Annotated in this window: 16 protein-coding genes; 3 read left to right on the top strand and 13 right to left on the bottom strand. The window is 64.6% G+C overall.

All coding sequences use genetic code 11. The annotated features are described in order from the left end of the window. The first annotated feature begins 88 nt into the window (after positions 1-88). Complete coding sequence (gene katG / locus IVB45_RS36540) at positions 89-2,257, top strand: catalase/peroxidase HPI (protein ID WP_247357431.1); 2,169 nt, start codon at positions 89-91, stop codon at positions 2,255-2,257. 76 nt (positions 2,258-2,333) lie between these two features. Here the strand turns inward: katG and pnp are convergent, their stop codons facing one another. The 4 genes from pnp to rbfA form a co-directional block, all read right to left on the bottom strand. Then, on the bottom strand, positions 2,334-4,487 hold the full coding sequence (gene pnp / locus IVB45_RS36535) for a polyribonucleotide nucleotidyltransferase (RefSeq protein ID WP_247357432.1): 2,154 nt from the start codon (positions 4,485-4,487) through the stop codon (positions 2,334-2,336). Positions 4,488-4,856: 369 nt separating this feature from the next. Further along, a complete protein-coding gene (gene rpsO, locus IVB45_RS36530) occupies positions 4,857-5,126 on the bottom strand; it encodes a 30S ribosomal protein S15 (RefSeq protein ID WP_007598346.1) in 270 nt (89 codons plus the stop codon). 3 nt (positions 5,127-5,129) lie between these two features. Then, positions 5,130-6,248, bottom strand: coding sequence for a tRNA pseudouridine(55) synthase TruB (gene truB / locus IVB45_RS36525; protein ID WP_247285119.1), 1,119 nt, complete (start codon positions 6,246-6,248; stop codon positions 5,130-5,132). Continuing rightward, positions 6,245-6,622 carry a 30S ribosome-binding factor RbfA gene (rbfA, locus tag IVB45_RS36520; protein WP_247807630.1) on the bottom strand — a complete coding sequence of 126 codons (378 nt, stop codon included), beginning with the start codon at positions 6,620-6,622 and terminating at the stop codon, positions 6,245-6,247. Before rbfA ends, truB begins: the two co-directional genes overlap by 4 nt. Here rbfA and IVB45_RS36515 point away from each other — a divergent pair. After that, positions 6,539-6,739: a hypothetical protein gene (locus IVB45_RS36515; RefSeq protein WP_247807631.1), complete on the top strand. Its 201-nt coding sequence runs from the start codon at positions 6,539-6,541 to the stop codon at positions 6,737-6,739. The two genes, rbfA and IVB45_RS36515, sit on opposite strands and share 84 nt — an antisense overlap. 94 nt (positions 6,740-6,833) lie before the next feature. Here the strand turns inward: IVB45_RS36515 and infB are convergent, their stop codons facing one another. The 4 genes from infB to rimP form a co-directional block, all read right to left on the bottom strand. Next, the gene (infB, locus tag IVB45_RS36510) at positions 6,834-9,536 is read right to left on the bottom strand and encodes a translation initiation factor IF-2 (RefSeq protein WP_247285121.1); all 2,703 of its coding nucleotides are present in this window, start codon (positions 9,534-9,536) and stop codon (positions 6,834-6,836) included. A gap of 70 nt (positions 9,537-9,606) precedes the next feature. After that, on the bottom strand, positions 9,607-10,290 hold the full coding sequence (locus tag IVB45_RS36505) for an RNA-binding protein (protein WP_247357433.1): 684 nt from the start codon (positions 10,288-10,290) through the stop codon (positions 9,607-9,609). A gap of 22 nt (positions 10,291-10,312) precedes the next feature. Then, entirely contained in the window at positions 10,313-11,923 is a 1,611-nt protein-coding gene (gene nusA / locus IVB45_RS36500) for a transcription termination factor NusA (protein ID WP_007603900.1), read from the bottom strand. A gap of 2 nt (positions 11,924-11,925) precedes the next feature. Further along, positions 11,926-12,705 carry a ribosome maturation factor RimP gene (rimP, locus tag IVB45_RS36495; RefSeq protein WP_247285466.1) on the bottom strand — a complete coding sequence of 260 codons (780 nt, stop codon included), beginning with the start codon at positions 12,703-12,705 and terminating at the stop codon, positions 11,926-11,928. Between the two features lie 363 nt (positions 12,706-13,068). Between rimP and IVB45_RS36490 the strand changes: the two genes are divergently transcribed. After that, positions 13,069-14,151, top strand: a complete 1,083-nt coding sequence (locus IVB45_RS36490; RefSeq protein ID WP_247357434.1) for a DUF2336 domain-containing protein — start codon at positions 13,069-13,071, stop codon at positions 14,149-14,151. Here the strand turns inward: IVB45_RS36490 and IVB45_RS36485 are convergent. The 5 genes from IVB45_RS36485 to IVB45_RS36465 form a co-directional block, all read right to left on the bottom strand. Next, entirely contained in the window at positions 14,148-14,858 is a 711-nt protein-coding gene (locus IVB45_RS36485) for a tRNA (guanine(46)-N(7))-methyltransferase TrmB (RefSeq protein WP_247357435.1), read from the bottom strand. The two genes, IVB45_RS36490 and IVB45_RS36485, sit on opposite strands and share 4 nt — an antisense overlap. After that, positions 14,855-16,012, bottom strand: coding sequence for a M20 family metallopeptidase (locus IVB45_RS36480; RefSeq protein WP_247285125.1), 1,158 nt, complete (start codon positions 16,010-16,012; stop codon positions 14,855-14,857). Before IVB45_RS36480 ends, IVB45_RS36485 begins: the two co-directional genes overlap by 4 nt. 85 nt (positions 16,013-16,097) lie before the next feature. Beyond that, positions 16,098-16,511 (bottom strand): helix-turn-helix transcriptional regulator, encoded by a 414-nt coding sequence (locus IVB45_RS36475; protein ID WP_007598327.1) that lies wholly within the window; start codon positions 16,509-16,511, stop codon positions 16,098-16,100. Between the two features lie 210 nt (positions 16,512-16,721). Further along, on the bottom strand, positions 16,722-18,335 hold the full coding sequence (gene lnt / locus IVB45_RS36470; RefSeq protein WP_247357436.1) for an apolipoprotein N-acyltransferase: 1,614 nt from the start codon (positions 18,333-18,335) through the stop codon (positions 16,722-16,724). Next, positions 18,332-19,450 (bottom strand): hemolysin family protein, encoded by a 1,119-nt coding sequence (locus tag IVB45_RS36465; RefSeq protein WP_027514682.1) that lies wholly within the window; start codon positions 19,448-19,450, stop codon positions 18,332-18,334. The genes lnt and IVB45_RS36465 overlap by 4 nt, the downstream gene beginning before the upstream one ends.

Here is a 19,450-nt window from a genome sequence, read left to right as displayed (position 1 = left end):
AAAGTCAACTTCCCCTGATCGAACGTGAAGCTTAGAGTGCTTCTACCTGGTCAAAGGCGCGAGTTCGACGCCACCAGAGGAGGTATTCATGGACGACACTTCAAAGTGCCCGTTTTCGGGTGGAAAACGTGTGCCGGCGAACCGCGATTGGTGGCCGACCCAGCTCAGCATCGAGATGCTGCACAAGAATTCCCCCAAGTCCGACCCGATGGACAAGGACTTCGACTACGCCAAGGAATTCAAGTCGCTCGACCTGAATGCGGTCATCAAGGACCTGACGGCTTTGATGACAGACTCGCAGGAATGGTGGCCCGCCGACTTCGGTCACTACGGCGGCCTCATGATCCGCATGGCCTGGCATAGCGCGGGCACCTATCGCACCACCGACGGTCGCGGTGGCGCCGGCGCCGGGCAGCAGCGTTTCGCGCCGCTCAACAGCTGGCCCGACAACGCCAACCTGGACAAGGCACGCCGTCTGCTCTGGCCGATCAAGCAGAAATACGGCCGCAAGATCTCCTGGGCCGATCTGATGGTGCTGGCCGGCAACGTCGCGCTGGAGTCGATGGGCTTCAAGACCTTCGGCTTTGCCGGCGGCCGCGTCGACGTCTGGGAGCCGGAAGAGCTGTATTGGGGTCCGGAAGGGACGTGGCTGGGCGATGAGCGCTACAGCGGCGAACGCCAACTCGCCGAGCCGCTGGGCGCGGTGCAGATGGGCCTGATCTACGTCAATCCGGAAGGCCCGAACGGCAAGCCGGATCCGGTCGCCGCGGCCAAGGACATTCGCGAGACCTTCGCCCGCATGGCGATGAACGACGAAGAGACCGTCGCGCTGATCGCCGGCGGCCACAGCTTCGGCAAGACCCATGGTGCGGGCGATCCGTCGCTGGTCGGACCGGAGCCGGAAGCGGGCGTGCTCGAGGATCAGGGCCTCGGCTGGAAGAGCAAGCACGCGTCGGGTCACTCGGGCGATTCCATCACCAGCGGACTCGAGGTGACATGGACGACGACACCGACCAAGTGGAGCAACAACTTTTTCGAGAACCTGTTCAATTTCGAATGGGAGCTGACGAAGAGCCCGGCCGGTGCGCAGCAGTGGACGGCCAAGAACGCCGATGCCATCATTCCCGACGCCTTCGACAAGTCGAAGAAGCACCGGCCGACGATGCTGACGACCGATCTCTCGCTGCGTATGGATCCGGCCTATGAGAAGATATCGCGCCGCTTCCTGGAGAATCCCGATCAGTTCGCGGACGCCTTCGCCCGTGCCTGGTTCAAGCTCACCCATCGCGACATGGGTCCGGTCGTGCGCTATCTCGGCCCGCTGGTGCCGAAGGAAACGCTGATCTGGCAGGACCCGATCCCCGCCGTGAATCACGAGCTGGCCAGCGAGCAGGATATCGCCTCGCTGAAGACCAAGATCCTGGCCTCGGGTCTGTCGGTCTCGGAGCTGGTCTCGACCGCATGGGCGTCGGCCTCGACGTTCCGCGGCTCGGACAAGCGCGGCGGCGCCAACGGCGCACGCATTCGCCTCGCCCCGCAGAAGGACTGGGAGGTGAACGAGCCGGCTCAGCTCTCGAAGGTTTTGGGCAAGCTCGAAGCGATCCAGAAGGACTTCAACGCGTCATCCGGTGCGAAGAAGGTCTCGCTGGCGGACCTCATCGTGCTCGGCGGCACCGCCGCGGTCGAGAAGGCGGCGAAGGATGCCGGCGTCGACGTCAAGGTCGGCTTCACGCCGGGCCGCATGGATGCCTCGCAGGAGCAGACCGACGCCGCTTCGTTTGCTCCGCTGGAGCCGCGGGCCGATGGCTTCCGCAACTTCATCGGCAAGCGGCAGCAGTTCATGATGCCCGAGGAGGCTCTGGTCGATCGTGCGCAGCTGCTCCGGCTTACCGGCCCGGAGATGACGGTGCTCCTCGGCGGTCTGCGCGTGCTCGGTGCCAATGCGAATGGTTCGAAGAACGGCGTCCTCACCTCGAAGGTGGGAACGCTGAGCAACGACTTCTTCGTCAACCTGCTCGACATGAGCACGCAGTGGACGCCGGCCGGCACCGACGGCACCTATGAGGCCCGCGACCGCAAGACCAACGCGGTGAAGTGGACCGGCACGCGCGTCGACCTGATCTTCGGCGCGCACTCGCAGCTTCGCGCCTACGCCGAGGTATATGCCACGTCGGATTCCAAGGAGCAGTTCGTCAAGGGCTTCGCCAGGGCCTGGACCAAGGTGATGAACCTTGACCGGTTCGACATCGCGGCCTGATCCCAAAGCTCGGCAAGCGACAAACAAAAAGGGCGGCCGCGAGGCCGCCCTTCGTGTTTCTGGCAGGTAGCGAGATTTACTCGCCGGCCGCTTCGCGCGCGGGCTGCTGGCTCTCGCCCTTGCCCTCGAGGTCTTCGCCGGTCTCCTGGTCGACGACCTTCATCGACAGGCGGGTCTTGCCGCGGTCGTCGAAGCCGAGCAGCTTGACCTTGACCTTGTCGCCTTCCTTGACGACGTCGGAGGTCTTCTGCACGCGCGCCGAGGCGAGCTGGCTGATGTGGACGAGACCGTCCTTGGAGCCGAAGAAGTTCACGAAAGCGCCGAACTCCATCACCTTGACGACGGTGCCGTCATAGATCTGGCCGACTTCCGGATCGGAGGCGATCGACTTGATCCACTTGATCGCGGCCTTCATGGCCTCGCCGTCGTTGGAGGCGACCTTCACGGTACCGTCGTCCTCGATATTGACCTTGGCGCCGGTCTTCTCGACGATCTCACGGATCACCTTGCCGCCGGTGCCGATCACTTCGCGGATCTTGTCGGTGGCGATCTTGAAGGTCTCGATGCGCGGCGCGTATTCGCCGAGCTCGGCACGGGCGTTGGTGAGCGCCTTCGACATCTCGCCGAGGATGTAGATACGTCCATCCTTGGCCTGGCCGAGCGCGACCTTCATGATCTCCTCGGTGATGCCCTCGATCTTGATGTCCATCTGGAGCGAGGTGATGCCCTGCTCGGTACCGGCGACCTTGAAGTCCATGTCGCCGAGATGGTCCTCGTCACCGAGGATGTCCGAGAGAACCGCGAAGCGCTTGTCTTCGAGGATCAGGCCCATCGCGATGCCCGCGGTCGGCCGCTTCAACGGCACGCCGGCGTCCATCAGCGCGAGCGAGGCGCCGCAGACCGATGCCATCGACGAGGAGCCGTTGGATTCGGTGATCTCCGACACCACGCGCGTGGTGTAGGGGAATTCGTGGTGCGGCGGCAGCACCGGGTGGATCGCGCGCCAGGCGAGCTTGCCGTGGCCGATCTCGCGGCGCTTGGTGCCGCCGAGGCGGCCGGTCTCACCGACCGAGTAGGGAGGGAAGTTGTAGTGCAGCAGGAACGTCTCTTTGTACGTTCCCGACAGCGCGTCGATGTACTGCTCGTCCTCGCCGGTGCCGAGCGTGGTCACGACCAGCGCCTGGGTCTCGCCGCGGGTGAACAGCGCCGAGCCGTGGGCGCGGGGCAGCACGCCGACTTCGGCGACGATGTTGCGCACGGTCTTGGAATCGCGGCCGTCGATGCGCTTGCCGGTGTCGAGAATGTTCCAGCGAACGATCTTGGCTTCGAGCTCCTTGAACACGCCGCCGATGCGCAGCTTGTCGTATTTGGGCTCCTGGCCTTCCGGGAAGTAGTGAGCGATCACCTTTTCCTTGACCTTGCCGACCGCGGCGTAGCGATCCTGCTTGACCGGAATGGCGTAGGCGGCGCGCAGTTCCTGCTCGACCATGCCGAGCATTTCCTTTTCGAGCGCCGAATTGTCGATCGTGGTGACCTCGCGGGGCTCCTTCGCAGCCTTTTCGGCGAGCTCGATGATCGCGTTGATCACGGGCTGGAAGTGGCGGTGACCGAACATCACGGCGCCGAGCATGATCTCTTCGTTCAGCTCCTTGGCTTCCGATTCCACCATCAGCACCGCGTCTGCGGTGCCGGCGACGACGAGGTCGAGCTGGGTGTCGACCATCTCGTCGAGAGTCGGGTTGAGGATGAACTCGTCATTGGCGAAGCCGACGCGCGCGGCGCCGATCGGGCCCTTGAAGGGAGCGCCCGACAGGGTCAGCGCAGCCGACGAGGCCACCAGCGCGACGATATCGGGATCGTTCTCCATGTCGTGCGAGAGAACGGTGACGATCACCTGGGTCTCGTTGCGCCAGCCGTTGACGAACAGCGGACGAATCGGACGGTCGATCAGGCGGGAAACCAGCGTTTCCTTCTCGGTCGGACGACCTTCGCGCTTGAAATAGCCGCCAGGAATGCGGCCGGCTGCGTAGGTCTTCTCCTGGTAGTCGACGGTCAGCGGCAGGAAGTCGACGCCTTCGCGCGGCGACTTCGCGGCAACGACGGTGGCGAGCACCACGGTCTCGCCGTAGGTCGCGACGACTGCGCCGTCGGCCTGGCGGGCGATCTTGCCGGTTTCGAGCTTGAGAGGGCGTCCACCCCAGTCGATCTCGACTGAATGCTTATTGAACATAGAGGTCTTCTTTCATGGGTTCTCGAAAGAAGGACGGGTCGAAAAACAAAAACCATGCGCAAGATTGCGGGACGTTGATCGAAGCGGGCGATCAGCGTCCTGCGATCCTGCCATGGTTTTTGGATTTCGGATGGCGTCCATCCCTTCGGGTCATACGGGCGCCTTGCCCGTTGTGCCCAGCCGCCGGATTGCTGCTGGACTGTCAGTCGGCACGAACGCGAACACCGAAGCGCGGTGTTCGCCCATCATGCCCCGGATGCTCGCCGTCAACGGCTCGCATCCGACGCGCACGCAGCCTCGACGAAAAACAAACGCTTTCGTTCGAAATCACGCGCGAAAACGCGCGCCGTTTGGCGCGCGCAAGAACTCTTAACGACGAATGTTGTGCTTCTCGAGCAGCGCCTTGTAGCGCGCCTCGTCCTTCTTCTTCACATAGTCGAGGAGCGAGCGGCGGGTCGAGACCAGCTTCAAGAGACCGCGACGCGAATGGTTGTCCTTCACGTGGGTCTTGAAATGGTTCGTGAGGTTGGCGATGCGTTCCGAAAGGATCGCGACCTGAACCTCTGGCGAACCGGTATCGCCGGCCTTGTTGGCATTCGTCTTGATGACTTCCGCTTTGCGTTCTGCGGCAATCGACATCGGTCAATTTCTCTCGTTGCGATCGGCGCTGGCAGTCAGGCCGGTCAGGTTGAACACACGCTTGGGGATGATTTCGCCATTGCCGACTTCGGCAAGCGCGAGAAGCCGGCCTGCCACCGTGACATAGACTGTGCCGCTACAAGTGGGCGCATCCCGTCCGCGCAACAAAACGGCTTGGCCCCGATGGAGCCTTGCCGCATCAGCCCGAGTGACGGCCAGTGCCGGGATGTCGTCCAGCGCGGTCTCAACGGGCATAAGCGCGTCGGCGAGGCTACCCTCGCCGGACGCGGCTCTATCGCACAAAGCCTCCAACTGATCCAGCGGAATCATGTCGTTCTCGCCAAATGGGCCGACCAGGGTCCGCCGCAGCGCGCAGATATGGCCGTAAGTGCCGAGAATCCTACCCATATCGCGGGCCAGCGCGCGGACATAGGTGCCCTTGCCGCACTCGGCCTCGAACACGGCCCGGTCGCTATCCGGTTGATCTACAAGGCTTAAACGGTGAATCTCGACCGGGCGGGGGGCCAGTTCCACGATCTCGCCGTCGCGGGCGAGGTCGTAGGCGCGCTCGCCCTGGACCTTGATCGCGGAATAGCGCGGCGGGATCTGCTGGATCACCCCCGTGAAACGGGGCAGCAGGGCCTCGATGTCCTCCCGGGTCGGGCGCTGGTCCGAGGTTGCGGTCGCCCGGCCCTCGATGTCGTCGGTGTCGCGCTCCTCGCCCCAGCATACCGTGAATCGGTAGCGCTTGCGGCCATCCATGACGAAGGGAACGGTCTTGGTGGCCTCGCCGAGCGCGATCGGCAGGCCGCCGGAGGCCAGCGGATCCAGCGTGCCGGCATGGCCGGCGCGCTTGGCGTTGAACAGGCGCTTGAGCACGGCAACGGCCTGCGTCGAGGTCATGCCGATCGGCTTGTCGAGCACGACCCAGCCGTGAACGTCGCGACGGTCGCGGCGCGGCTGGTTGCCCTTCTGCTTGTTGGCGCGCGGATCGTTGTTGACGCGGCGCGGCTCCTGAGGCGGCTGAGAATTGCCACTCATGTCCGCAAAATTATTTTTCTGCACGTCGAGCTGATCGGCCTCTTCGCCGCCGATCGTGCCGTGAGCCGGGTCCATCGTCATCGTTCTTCTTCCCGATCCGAATCCGGATCCTGTTCCAGGTCCTTCTGCACCGCGGGTGTTCGCAAAAGCTTCTCGATCCGTTCCGCTTCGTCGAATCGTTCGTCGACGCGGAAGCGAAGGTCAGGTGCAAATTTCAGGTTAACGCGCCGCGCGACCTCGCCGCGCAGGAATTTCTTGTTGCGCTCGAGCGCAGCGAGGACGACCTCGGTGTCGCGGCCACCGAGCGGCATCACATAGACTGTCGCGAGCTTCAGGTCGGGCGACATCCGCACCTCCGGCACGGTGATGATGTGACCTTCGAGGTCTGCATCATGCACGCTGCCTTGCGCCAGAATCTCGGCTATCGCATGGCGAACCTGCTCGCCGACCCGCAACTGACGTTGCGAGCCGCCGGACGCGGAACTCTTTTTCTGATGATGGCGGGGCATGGTCTGAAAATCACCTCGTCATGCCCGCGTTTGGGGCACTGGCACTGTCATTTGTCTTGTTGAAACGAAGAGGGGTGGATGGCCGGAAAAAAATCCGGCCATCGCACTCCCGCAATTCAGTTCAAAAAAGATCCAGGCGCTTCGGTAAGATTTGGACTTACAGGGAGCGCTGGATCGTCTCCACGCGGTAACACTCGATGACGTCACCGGCGCGCATGTCGTGATAGTTCTCGAAGGCCATGCCGCATTCCTGACCGGACTGGACTTCCTTCACTTCGTCCTTGAAGCGCTTCAGCGTCGACAGCTTGCCTTCGTGCACGACGACGTTGTCGCGGATCAGACGCACGTTGGCGCCGCGTTCCACGGTGCCGTCGGTGACGCGGCAGCCGGCGACCTTGCCGACCTTGGAGATGTTGAAGATTTCCAGGATCGCGGCATTGCCGAGCATGGTTTCCCGCAGGGTCGGCGCGAGCAGGCCGCTCATGGCCTTCTTCACGTCGTCCACGAGGTCGTAGATGATGTTGTAGTAACGGATCTCGATGCCGTTGCGCTTGGCGGCCGCAGCGGCCTCCTTGTTCGCACGAACCGAGAAGCCGATGATCGCGGCGTTGAAGCCTTCCGCGAGCGTCACGTCCGATTCCGAGATGCCGCCGACACCCGCATGCAGGATGCGCGCGGCGACTTCGTCGGTGCCGAGCTTCTCCAGCGAGCCGAGGATCGCTTCCAGCGAGCCCTGCACGTCGGCCTTGATGATCAACGGGAATTCCTTGCGGCCCGCCGTCTTCAACTGCGACATCATCTGCTCGAGCGAGCCGCGCATGCCGGAGATCGAGGCCGCCGCGTTCTCGCGCTTCTGGTGCGCGCGGTAGCTGGTGACCTGGCGGGCGCGGGCTTCGTTCTCGACCACGGCGAGACGATCGCCGGCTTCCGGCGGACCGTTGAAGCCGAGCACCTCGACCGGCACTGACGGACCGGCCTCCTGCACCGTCTCGCCCTGATCCGAGATCAGCGCGCGGACGCGGCCCATTTCGGCGCCGGCGACGATGATGTCACCGACACGGAGCGTGCCGCGCTGGACCAGAACGGTCGCGACCGGACCGCGGCCACGATCGAGCTTGGCTTCGATCACGGTGCCTTCGGCCGGACGGTCCGAATTGGTCTTGAGGTCGAGGATGTCGGCCTGAAGCGCGATCATCTCGAGCAGCTTGTCGAGATTGGTCTTGTTCTTCGCCGACACTTCGACATCGACGACTTCGCCGCCGAAGGATTCGACCTGCACCTCGTGCTGGAGCAGCTCGGTGCGCACGCGCTCGGGCTTGGCGTCGGGCTTGTCGATCTTGTTGATGGCAACGATGATCGGCACCCGCGCCGCCTTGGCGTGGTTGATGGCTTCGATCGTCTGCGGCATCACGCCGTCGTCGGCCGCAACCACCAGCACGACGATGTCGGTCACCTTGGCGCCGCGGGCGCGCATCGCGGTGAACGCGGCGTGGCCGGGCGTGTCGATGAAGGTGATCTTCTTGCCGCTTTCGGGCGACAGCACCTGATAGGCGCCGATATGCTGGGTGATGCCGCCGGCTTCGCCGGAGACCACGTTGGCATGACGGAGCGCGTCGAGCAGCGAGGTCTTGCCGTGGTCGACGTGACCCATCACGGTCACCACCGGCGAGCGCGGCTCGGTGTCGGTGGAATCGTCGATGGCGTCGAACAGGCCTTCTTCAACGTCGGACGCGGCAACGCGCTTGACGGTATGACCAAGCTCCTCGGCGATCAGCTGCGCGGTGTCGGCATCGATCACGTCGGTGATCTTGTGGATCGCGCCCTGCTTCATCAGCATGCGGATGATTTCCACCGCGCGCTCCGACATGCGGTTGGCGAGCTCCTGGATGGTGATCGCCTCCGGGATGACCACCTCGCGAATGAGCTTTTCCTTCGGCTCGTTCGCGGCATGGCCCTTCAGACGCTGGGTGCGGCGGCGGAACGAGGCGATCGAGCGCTCGCGGACGTCGTCGGCATTGAAGGCAGTGACGACCGTCAGGCGGCCGCGCTCCTTCTGCGGGCCGGGCTTGTGTGTGGGCTTGGGAGCGACCACAGGCCGTGCAGCGCCGCCGGGGCCGCGACGGATCTGGCGCGGACCCTCGTCCTCGTCGGGTCCGGCTGCGACAGCGGGGGCGCGGCCCACCGGGCCTCCCGGCCGCTGCGTGGTCGTTCCGGGCCGCGCGGTCGTTGTTCCCGGGCGTGCCGTGGTGGTTGTGCCGGGGCGCGCCATAGGCGCTCCGGGGCGCGCTGCAGGAGCGGCCGAGGTCGCCGTTGCGGGGCGCGCGGCGGATTGCGGTTGCTCGCCTTCGCCAAAACGCTTCTTGGCCTCGGTTTCGGCCTTCCGCTTGGCTTCCTCTTCGTGTCGGTGACGCTCCTCCTCGGCCTTGCGGCGGGCTTCGGCGGCCTCGCGATCGGCACGCTCGGCGCTTTCGCGGACCGCGCGGCGCTGGGCCTCTTCCTCGGCATGGCGGCGCTCTTCGACTTCGCGCACCTTGGCATCGGCCAGCGCGCTGGCGCGGGCGGAACGTTCGTCCTCGGTCAGCGTACGCAGCACCACGCCGGAGCCGGCGTTGCGCGGCGGCGCGGGGCGGGCCGGAGCAGGCTTGGGCGCGGCGGCCGGCGCGGGTTTCGCCACCTCGGCGACCTGCGGCTCGGGGCTGCCGTCGACACGGCGCTTGCCACGCTTCTCGACCACGACCTGCTTGCTACGGCCATGACTGAAGCTCTGGCGCACGGTGCCCGTTTCGACGCGCGGCTTGAGCGATAGCGTCTTGCTCGGAACGCTCAGCTTCTTGTCGCCAGGGGTCTTGGTATCAACCATTAAGCAGTCCTAATCCTGATCTTGTTGTCTTGTGCGTTGCCGCACCGTGCTATCGGGTGGTCGTTGTCTCTCAGAAATCCTGGCCGGGCTTTTCGGCAGTCCTGTCAGCGTCCGCCATCCGGTATCGGACCAGCATCTGGCTACGTGACAGGAATGACTTGCTCGCCGGGCCCGCGAGCAGGGCAGCATGTATCACATTTGACCGGGTAAGTGCCAAATCCAATTCTGATGATTTTAGTGCGGTGACGACGGGAATCTGCGGCTTGGCGCCGCGATTTCCCTCATTTTGACGCGCCAGCATGTCCAATTTGCGGATTCCGTCCGCGGCCCCGTCGCTGGCATGGATCAGGACCTCGACCGTACCTTCCCGAAGCGCGCTTTCGACCTTGCCGAAACCGGCGACGATCTGGCGCGCCTTGGCGGCAATCCCAAGGGCTTCGACCACGCTCCGGACCAGGAGCGCCTCGATGTCGGCGGGAAGCGTCGGAGGGATGCGCAGCTCGCGCTTGAAGGCTTTGGTAAAATGGTGACGCCGGACGGCTTCCGCAACCACCTCGCGCGAGGCGGTGACCCACATGCCGCGTCCGGGCAGCTTGCGCTTGAGATCGGGAACTATGTGCCCTTGCGGCGAGACGACGAAGCGGATCAGCTCGTCGATCGGCCGGACCTCGCGGCTGACCGCACACATCCGCATGGTCGCGGACCTTTCGGTCCGCGGTCCATGGTCAAGTTCGGGGTCAGTATCGGCGAGCATCCGGGTGACATCCTCCTTCGCCTTAAGCCGGCTGATCTTCGGTCGCCTCGGCCTCTTCGGCGGGCTTGGCGAGATCGGCCTCGGTGATCCAGCCGGCCTTGACACGGGCCTGCATGATCATCGCTTCAGCATCGTCACGGGAAATTTCGAGGCCATCGAGCGCGCCCGGATATTTGGTCTGCTCGCCGCCCTCCTTGCGCTCGGTCCAGCCGACCAGATCGTCCGTGGCGCAACCGGCGAGGTCGTCGACCGTCTTGATGTCGTTCTCGCCGAACTTCACCAGCATCTTCGAGGTGACGCCGGGCACGTCCTTCACGGCGTCCTCGACGCCGAGCTCCTTGCGCCTGGCCTCGAGTTCGGCTTCCAGCTGTTCGAGATATTCACGGGCGCGGTTCTGGAGTTCCTGCGCGGTCTCCTCGTCGAAACCTTCGATGCCGGCGAGTTCCTTGACGTCCACCATCGCGAGTTCCTCGACCGAGGTGAAGCCTTCGGACGCCAGCAATTGGCCGACCACTTCGTCGACATTGAGCGATTCCATGAAGACGCGGGTGGAGTTCTCGAAATCGGCCTGGCGGCGCTCCGATTCCTCCTGCTCGGTCAGGATGTCGATGTCCCAGCCGGTGAGCTGCGAGGCCAGACGCACATTCTGGCCGCGGCGGCCGATCGCCAGCGAGAGCTGGTTGTTGGTGTCGGGCACGACGACCTCGATGCGTTCGCGGTCTTCGTCGATGACGACCTTGGAGACTTCGGCCGGCGCCAGCGCGTTGACCACGAAGGTCGCGATGTCGGGCGACCAGGGGATGATGTCGATCTTCTCGCCCTGCAATTCGTTCACCACCGCCTGCACGCGCGAACCGCGCATACCGACGCAGGCGCCGACCGGATCGACCGAGGAATCACGGGAAATCACGCCGATTTTTGCGCGCGAGCCGGGATCGCGGGCGACCGCCTTGATCTCGACGATGCCGTCATAGATCTCGGGCACTTCCTGCGCGAACAGCTTTGCCATGAACTGCGGATGGGTGCGGGAGAGGAAGATCTGCGGGCCGCGGGTCTCGCGGCGGACGTCGAAGATGTAGGCCCGGACGCGGTCGCCGTTGCGGAACACTTCGCGCGGCAGCATCTCGTCGCGACGGATGATGGCCTCGCCGCGGCCGAGATCGACGATCACACTGCCATATTCGACGCGCTTGACGACGCCGTTGACGATGTCACCGATACGGTCCTTGAATTCCATATATTGCCGGTCGCGCTCGGCCTCGCGCACCTTCTGCACGATCACCTGCTTGGCGGATTGCGCGGCGATGCGGCCATATTCCAGCGGCGGCAGGGTGTCGGCGATGGTGTCGCCGACCTGGGCACCGGGATTGGCGCGCTGCGCATCCACCAGCGAGATCTGGTTGGAATGATTTTCGACCGTCTCGACCACCAGCATGTGGCGCGACAACCGGAGCTCGCCCTTCTTCGGGTCGATCTCGGCGTGAACGTCGGTCTCGCTGCCGTAACGGGCCCGCGCCGCCTTGGCGATGGCATCCTCCATCGCCGCGATGACGATGCCGCGGTCGATCGATTTCTCGCGCGCAACGGCGTCGGCGATCTGAAGCAATTCAAGTCGATTGGCGCTGACTGCCATGGCTAGTCTCCTTCGTCAGGATCGATCTCGCCCCGTCGCGCGCGTTCGGCGGCCAGGCGATGTTTCTTGGTGTTGGTCGGAGCCGGCTTCTTCGTAGGGGCCGGCGCCGGCTTCTTAGCCGGCTTGGTGTTCTTGGTCGTTTTTTCACTGATGCTGGCGTGCGGTGCCGCCGGCGGCTCCAGGCCGAGATTGCGGCGCATCTCGCGTGCCTGGGCCTTGCCGCGGCGCATGGATTCCGCGATCAGCTCGTCGGTCAGCACCAGCCGTGCCTCGGCGATATCTTCCATCGTCAGGAGAACGTCGGCAGTGTCGCCCGCCTTGATGTCGTCGCGGTGCAGATGCACGCGGTCGCCTTCGACGGGGCCGATCGTGCCGCGGAACCGCTTCCGCCCTTCATGGGCGACCGCCATCTCGATCTTCACCAGATGCCCGGCATAACGCTCGAAATCGGAGCGGCGCACCAGCGGGCGGTCGATCCCCGGTGAGGAGATTTCCAGGCGATAGGCGCGATCGACCGGATCGGCGACGTCGAGCACGGGCGACAGCGCCCGCGAGATCGCCTCGCAATCCTCGATCTGCATCGAGCCGTCCGGCCGCTCGGCCATAACCTGCACGGTGCAGCCGGATTCGCCGGAAATGCGGATCCGCACCAAGCGGTAGCCCATGCCTTCGAGCACCGGCCCGGCGACCGCGGACACCCGTGCCGCCACGCCCGGCTCGACTACGAGCCTCGGCTCGGCCAGCAGTTCGGCATCCGTGGAACCAGGGTTCGGTTCGGTCATGTCAGAGGTCAAGGCGCTCGATATGGTTAAGGCTTGGTTTAAGATTTCAAAGCTCGCTTCGGAACTCTCCCGACAGATCGCCGGGCCGCACATCTTCCACCAAGCCGCGTTCAGGTAATAAAAAAGAGCGGGTCCTTTCGGGCCCACTCTCACTACGCGGATCGTATGAGAAGATGAATTGGCGCTGATATAGCCCTTTCCGTCTTCCCGGACAAGGCCCATGCAGGGCAGGCCGGGCTTTTTGCGCCCGGCCTGCGGCCCCACGCAACGCTTCCTTCACCTCCGAGGCCTAAATTCCCTGCTTGTGGGGCGGCTTGGACCAAGGGCGCACCCGCGGCGTGCCCCGTACGAGTTTGCGTTTTCATGACCGTTGCCACGTCGCTCATTCCTGGACTGGACGATATCGTCAAACGCGGCGACCCGCGGCGTCGCGGCGAGATCGCGCACGCCATCTCCCAATTGTTTTTTCAGGACGCCGAGAATCTCCGTCCCGATGTCATCGATCTCTTCGATAATTTGCTGATCGATCTCGTCCCGCATGCCGAGCTCGCCTCGCGCGTCGATCTCGCCGAACGCTTCTCGCGCCTGAACAACGCGCCCCGGCATCTCGTGAGTCAGCTCGCGCGCGAAAACGAAATCGCGGTGGCGGGCCCCGTGCTGCGCCATTCGCCCGTGCTCGACGACGCCGCCCTCGTCGAGATCGCGCGACTGAAGGGCCAGGGCCATCTGCTGGCGATGAGCGAGCGCCCCACGCTGTCGGCTGTCGTCACCGACGTGCTGGTCGAGCGCGGCGATCGTGACGTGGTGCGCCGCGCCGCGGGCAATTCTGGCGCGGTGTTCTCGCCTGGCAGCTATTCGGAGCTGATCAAGCGTGCCGCGCAGGATGGCGTGCTGACGCTCAGGATCGGCCAGCGTAGCGATCTTTCGGGTGAGAACCTGAAACAGCTTCTCGACGGCACGCTCGACGTCATCCGCCGTCGCCTCTCGAGCGTGGTCAATCCCGTGCGCCAGGTCGAGATCAAGCGCGCCATGGCGGCCATCGAGGAAGCCACGCTGCCGCCGGGCCCGCGTCGCGATTTCTCGGGAGCGCAACGTACGGTTCTGGCCTTGCATCGCGGAGGCCATCTTGGCGAGAGCGCGCTGCTTGGCTTTGCCAAGGCCCACAAATACGAGGAGGCGATCGCTTCGCTCTCGGCGATGTCCGGCGTCCGCCTCTCGGTCCTCGATCGCCTGATCACAGGTGACCGCTACGATCCAATTCTGGTTCTGGGACGGGTGCTGAATCTCGGCTGGCCGACAGTGCGTGCACTGATCTTGATGTGGTACGGCCCGAATCGCACGCCAGCCGATGCCGATCTCGAGCAGGCGCGCGCGAACTTCACGCGCTTGATGCCGACGACCGCTGAGCGCGTCGTGAATTTCTGGCGCAATCGGCAGACGATCTAAACCCGTCGAAACCGCAGATACGCCGCCTTGCGGCCTTCGCGCGTGGCCTTTCGGCCGTAGCGCGTCATCGTGTATCCGTCCCACGGCAGGCGAAAATCATCGGCGCGCTCCGCGAGCCAGACAAAGTCCTGCGAGCGCGACAGATGCGACAGCGTCCAGGCGCAGTAATCGTCGATGTCGCAGACGAAGCGAAATTCGCCGCCGGCTTTCAACACGCGCGCCATCGCGGCGATGGTCCGGTCCTGGAGGAAGCGCCGCTTCCAGTGCCGCCGTTTCGGCCAGGGATCGGGATGGATCAGGTCGATCCGCGACAGCGAAGCCTTCGGCAGCCAGGCCAGGAGCTCGGCGGCATCACCTGCGAACAGGCGGACGTTGCCGATGTCGGCGGCCTCGATCTGCGCGAGGATCTTCGCCATGCCGTTGACGTAAGGCTCACAGCCGATGAAGCCGGTTGTGGCGAAGCTTTGCGCTTCCGCCGCAAGATGCTCGCCGCCGCCGAAGCCGATCTCGAGCCGCAAATCGTCGACTGCGGGGGCGAAGATCTCGCGGGCATCCGCCGGTGCTTCGCGGTCGATGGCGAGCGCAAGGCGCGGCAGCAGATGATCGATCAACTCGGCCTGGTGCTGCCTGAGCTTGTGGCCCTTGCGGCGTCCGAAGAAGGCGCGCTCGCTGTCCTCGCGATCGGGATCTGATTTGCGCTCACTCATCGTAGCGTCTGATACAGGCGATGGAGCAGCCGCGCGCGCGGTTCGAGCGACGAGACATAGAGCTGCTCATAATGCGTGTGCGCGCCCTTGCCGTCGACGCCGAGCCCGTCGAGCGTCGCGGTGTGGGCGGCGGTGAAATTACCGTCCGAGCCGCCGCCGGTGTGAACGTCGAGCAGCTCGAAGCCGATCTCCGTGGCAACGGTCTTTGCATGTTCGTACAGCGAGGCGCCGGCATTGCTCTTCTCGTAAGGCGGACGATTGAGTCCGCCCGTGACCTTGACGGTGACGCCATCCGTCCTCGATGTCAGGGCGAGGATCTTGCCGACGAATTCATCCGCGTCCTTGAAGCTCAGCACGCGCAGATCGACTTCGGCGTGGGCTTCTTCCGGCGTCACGTTGGGCCGCGTGCCGCCGCGCACCACGCCCACATTGACGGTGACGCCGCGCGCGAGATCGTTCATCGCTTCCAGCGCCAGGATGACATTGGCGAGCTCGCGGATCGCGCTGCGGCCATCCTGGGGCCGCGTGCCCGCATGCGCGGGCACGCCCTTGATGAACACTTCGAATCGCCCGACGCCCTTGCGGCCGGTGACGATCTTGCCGCCATCGCGGGCCGGCTCCGTCACCAGGACGTACTTCGCCTTGCGCCCTTCGGTCTCGATGAGTGCGCGAGAGGTGGGGCTGCCGATCTCCTCGTCGGAGGTGAATAGGTGGGTGATGCCGAGCGGCGAGCGATCGGCCGTGGCACAAAGCGCGCGAAAGGCGTGGTGGGCGATGTAGGCGCCGCCCTTCATGTCGTAGATGCCGGGACCGAACGCGCTGTCGCCTTCGACCTTGAACGGCAGGCGCTCGATAAATCCCATGGGGTGAACGGTATCGAGGTGGCTCAGCACCAGGATGCCCGGCCGGTCCTGGCCCCACGTCGAGCGCGCCACGAGATGATCGCCGCAACCATCGACGCCGGCGATGCGCTCAAGCGTGACAGGGAGATCGCGGTATTGCTCCGCGACCATCGAGACCAGCTTGTTGACCTGTTCAGGCGCGTCCGTTGGCGTCTCGACCTCCACCCAGCGGCGGATGCCATCGAGAATAGTTTGAGAATCGAACCAATTGGAGCCGGTCATGAGCGCATCTGTGCCTTTGAATCGCATCATCGAGGAAGACGCGCATCAAAGCGCGGCCGCAAATGACGACATAGGCCAGATTTGACGCAGCCTCAAATCGGGTTGAGATGGCGCGTCAGCGCTTGTCGGGGCCTTCGCGGGCCGCGATCTGCTCGACGAGATCGACGATCGAGCGGCGCATCTTCGAATCGGTGATTCGGGTGAACGCCTTGGTCAAGGCGAGTCCTTCGGAAGTCGCGAGGAAATCCGAGACGTAAGATGGCGATGCGCCTTCTGCGAAGCCGTCCGGCCCCGCCACGCCGCTCGGACCGCCCTCGAACAGGAACGACACAGGCACCTGGAGAATTTCGGCAATTTGCTGGATGCGGCTCGCGCCGACCCGATTTGTGCCCTTCTCGTATTTCTGAACTTGTTGGAAGGTCAGGCCCAAAGCTTCACCGAGCTTTTCCTGGCTCATGCCCAACATGATGCGGCGCATCCGCACGCGACTGCCGACATATTTGTCAACAGGGTTGGGCGCTTTCGACATTTCCTCAGCCCTCCAAACATCACCTTCGGCGCAATCAGGAATGCCTCAGGTGTAAGCAACGTCAAAATCAGACCCTGTTATTGGAAAACATTGCGGAGAAATTTAGCAATGCCCACTGTCTTTTGCAGCCGGTGCAGAATGAGGAGGCCGCGTGCAGTCTGTCAACCGTGGGACTACGGTTGTCAAAAGTTATCGGCCGCGGCTGCGTAATCAGGGATGCCGTTTGGCAACACGTCGGCGGACCGCCCAAAACACGGCGAGCGCGACAAGCATGGCCGCGGGTACATCGCCCACGCGCGCATAGATGGTCGGCGGGATCGCGGCGGGCAGATTTGCATCCAAAATGCCTTCGATCCCGAGACCGAGGCTGGCGACGATGCGTCCCACCGGATCGATCACTGCGGAAACGCCGGTATTGGCGGAGCGAACCAGCGGCAATCCGAGCTCGATCGCGCGCATCCGCGCCTGTTCGAGGTGTTGGTAGGGGCCGGTCGAGATTCCGAACCAGCCGTCATTGGTGAGATTCACGATCCAGCCTGGACGTTCATTGCGTCCAGCCACCTCGCCGGGAAAGATTGCCTCGTAGCAGATCAGCGGCAGCGCAGAGGGCGCGCCGGGGACCGCCAGCGCATGCCGCACGGTGCCGGGAATGAAGCCACCGCGCACACGCGTGAGTTGCTCGAAACCGAGCTTCTCCATCAGGCCCTGGTAGGGAAGAAATTCGCCGAACGGCACCAAATGCAGCTTGTCGTACACAGAGAGCACGCTGCCGTCATGGTCGATCACGTAGATCGAATTATAGGCGCGGGTGATCGGCGTGCCCCGCGGCAGGTCGGGCGCGCGGACCGAGCCCGTGATCAGCACCGTGCCCTTGGGCAGAAGCTCCGCGATTTGCGCCATAGCGTCGGCTTCGCGAGTGAGGAAGAACGGAAAGGCGGATTCCGGCCAGATCAGGATGGTGGCATCGCGCACGCCGGTCGATTGTGGCCCGGAGGCGCGGTCCGACAAGGCCAGATATCTCTTCATCACCTCCGCCTTGGCGGCGTAGTTGAATTTCGCGTCCTGCTGGAGATTCGGCTGCATCAGGCGCAATTTGGTGCCGGCGACTATCGTGGTCGGATGGAGCGACAGGCGGATCGCGCCGAAGATACCCATGACAAGCAGGAGCGCCAGGGCTGCGGCCGGTGCGCGCCACGCCAGGCGGCGATCGGGCGTGCGGTCGATCAGCGCCGCGGGGCTCGCGAAGATCGCAACCGTCAGGAACGTCATGCCCCACAGGCCGATCAGCGACGCCGTTTGTGCCAGCGGCAGCGGCTCGGACAGCGCATAGCCGAACGCGTTCCAGGGGAAGCCGGTCAGCGCATGGCCGCGCAGCCATTCGGTGATGGTGAGACTTGCCGCGAGCGCAAGCACGCGCGTGGCGTTCTTGGTCCAGAGCAGGCGGGCGAGCGCAAAGCCCATTGCCGTGAAGATGGACAGATAGGCCGGCAGGCCCAGCACGGCGAACGGCGTCAGCCAGGCGAACACATCGGCATCGACGAAGAAGGCGTAGCCGATCCAGTAGAGGCCGGGCACGAAATAGCCGAGCCCAAACCAGTAACCGGTCAGCGCCGCGGCGGGGACGCCGCGATATCGTCCGGCGCCGGCGCCGTCGATCAGCCAGACCAGCACCGGGAAAGTGATGAACAGCACCGGGGAGGCGTTGAACGGCGCCAGCGCCAGCACCGAGAGCGCACCAGCAGCCATCGCGACGAGCGCGCGCTTCCATCCCCAGGTCAGGATGATGGCAAGCGCGATCTGGCGAAATCGCTGGAAAGGGCTCACTGCGGACCGGTCCCGTCGCTGGGCGGCGGGGTGGGCGTGTCGCTGGCCGTCGGCTGGCTGCCATCCGGCGCAGCCTCGCGGCGCCGGCTCTCGCGCTGGGTGCGCGGCGCGGGGCGCTCCTTTCGCGTCGAGATCCGCAGCCGCTTGACCCGGCGCGGATCGGCATCGAGCACCTCGATCTCGTAATGGCCGGGGCCCGAGATCACCTCGCCGCGCACCGGCAGGCGCCCGACGAAGCTGACGAGATAGCCGCCCAGCGTCTCCACTTCCTCGCCGGCCTCCCCGGTGACGAAGTCCTCGCCGATCACGGTGCGGACGTCGTCGAGGCTGGCGCGGGCGTCCGCGATGAAGGCGTTGTCGGGCAGCCGCACGATCGAGGGCGGCTCGTCGCTGTCATGCTCGTCGTCGATCTCGCCGACGATCTGCTCGACGATGTCCTCGAGCGAGACCAGCCCGTCGCTGCCGCCATATTCGTCGACCACCAGCGCCAGATGGATGCGAGTGGCCTGCATCTGCGCCAGCAGGTCGATCGCCCGCATCGACGGCGGCACGTAGAGCAGCTTGCGGATGATGCGCGCTTCTTCGAGCGGCAGCGCGAGATCGACCGTACGCAGATCGAGCCCGGCCGGCAGCGGTTTCTTGCGCTTGGTTTTCGTGACCCCCGACACGCGCGCACGCGCGGTCATGAAGGCGAGCAGATCGCGGATATGGACGATGCCGACGGGATCGTCGAGCGTCTCGTTGTAGACCACAAGGCGCGAATGGCCGGCGCTCTCGAAACGGTCCATCAACTCGCCGAGCGGGATGTCGCGCTTCACCGCGACAATGTCGGCGCGATGCACCATGACGTCGGCGATGCGACGCTCGTGCAGGCCGAGGATGTTGCGCAGCATGGTGCGCTCCACCGTCGAGAAGCCGGTGTCGTCGGGCGTCGTGGCGTCGAGCACGACCTGGAGGTCGTCGCGCACCGAACCCGCCTTCCAGCCGAACAACGTCCGGATGGCGCGCAGCAGCCAGCCATCGGCGGTCGGGCGCATCACCTCGCCTGAGGTCACCACGACCGGTAAATTGGCCGTGTTGCGCGGATTGTCCTGAATCGGGTCGGAATCCGGCAT

Origin of the sequence: Bradyrhizobium sp. 4, assembly GCF_023100905.1 — a bacterium.
Classification (GTDB): Bacteria; Pseudomonadota; Alphaproteobacteria; order Rhizobiales; family Xanthobacteraceae; genus Bradyrhizobium.
This window is presented reverse-complemented; position numbering and strand designations above follow the sequence as displayed.

Coding starts and splice junctions, on each gene's coding strand:
- katG (WP_247357431.1), top strand. CDS start 89: ATGGACGACACTTCAAAGTGCCCGTTTTCGGGTGGAAAACGTGTGCCG.
- pnp (WP_247357432.1), bottom strand. CDS start 4,487: ATGTTCAATAAGCATTCAGTCGAGATCGACTGGGGTGGACGCCCTCTC.
- rpsO (WP_007598346.1), bottom strand. CDS start 5,126: ATGTCGATTGCCGCAGAACGCAAAGCGGAAGTCATCAAGACGAATGCC.
- truB (WP_247285119.1), bottom strand. CDS start 6,248: ATGACGATGGACCCGGCTCACGGCACGATCGGCGGCGAAGAGGCCGAT.
- infB (WP_247285121.1), bottom strand. CDS start 9,536: ATGGTTGATACCAAGACCCCTGGCGACAAGAAGCTGAGCGTTCCGAGC.
- IVB45_RS36505 (WP_247357433.1), bottom strand. CDS start 10,290: ATGCTCGCCGATACTGACCCCGAACTTGACCATGGACCGCGGACCGAA.
- nusA (WP_007603900.1), bottom strand. CDS start 11,923: ATGGCAGTCAGCGCCAATCGACTTGAATTGCTTCAGATCGCCGACGCC.
- rimP (WP_247285466.1), bottom strand. CDS start 12,705: ATGACCGAACCGAACCCTGGTTCCACGGATGCCGAACTGCTGGCCGAG.
- IVB45_RS36490 (WP_247357434.1), top strand. CDS start 13,069: ATGACCGTTGCCACGTCGCTCATTCCTGGACTGGACGATATCGTCAAA.
- IVB45_RS36485 (WP_247357435.1), bottom strand. CDS start 14,858: ATGAGTGAGCGCAAATCAGATCCCGATCGCGAGGACAGCGAGCGCGCC.
- IVB45_RS36480 (WP_247285125.1), bottom strand. CDS start 16,012: ATGATGCGATTCAAAGGCACAGATGCGCTCATGACCGGCTCCAATTGG.
- IVB45_RS36475 (WP_007598327.1), bottom strand. CDS start 16,511: ATGTCGAAAGCGCCCAACCCTGTTGACAAATATGTCGGCAGTCGCGTG.
- IVB45_RS36465 (WP_027514682.1), bottom strand. CDS start 19,450: ATGCCGGATTCCGACCCGATTCAGGACAATCCGCGCAACACGGCCAAT.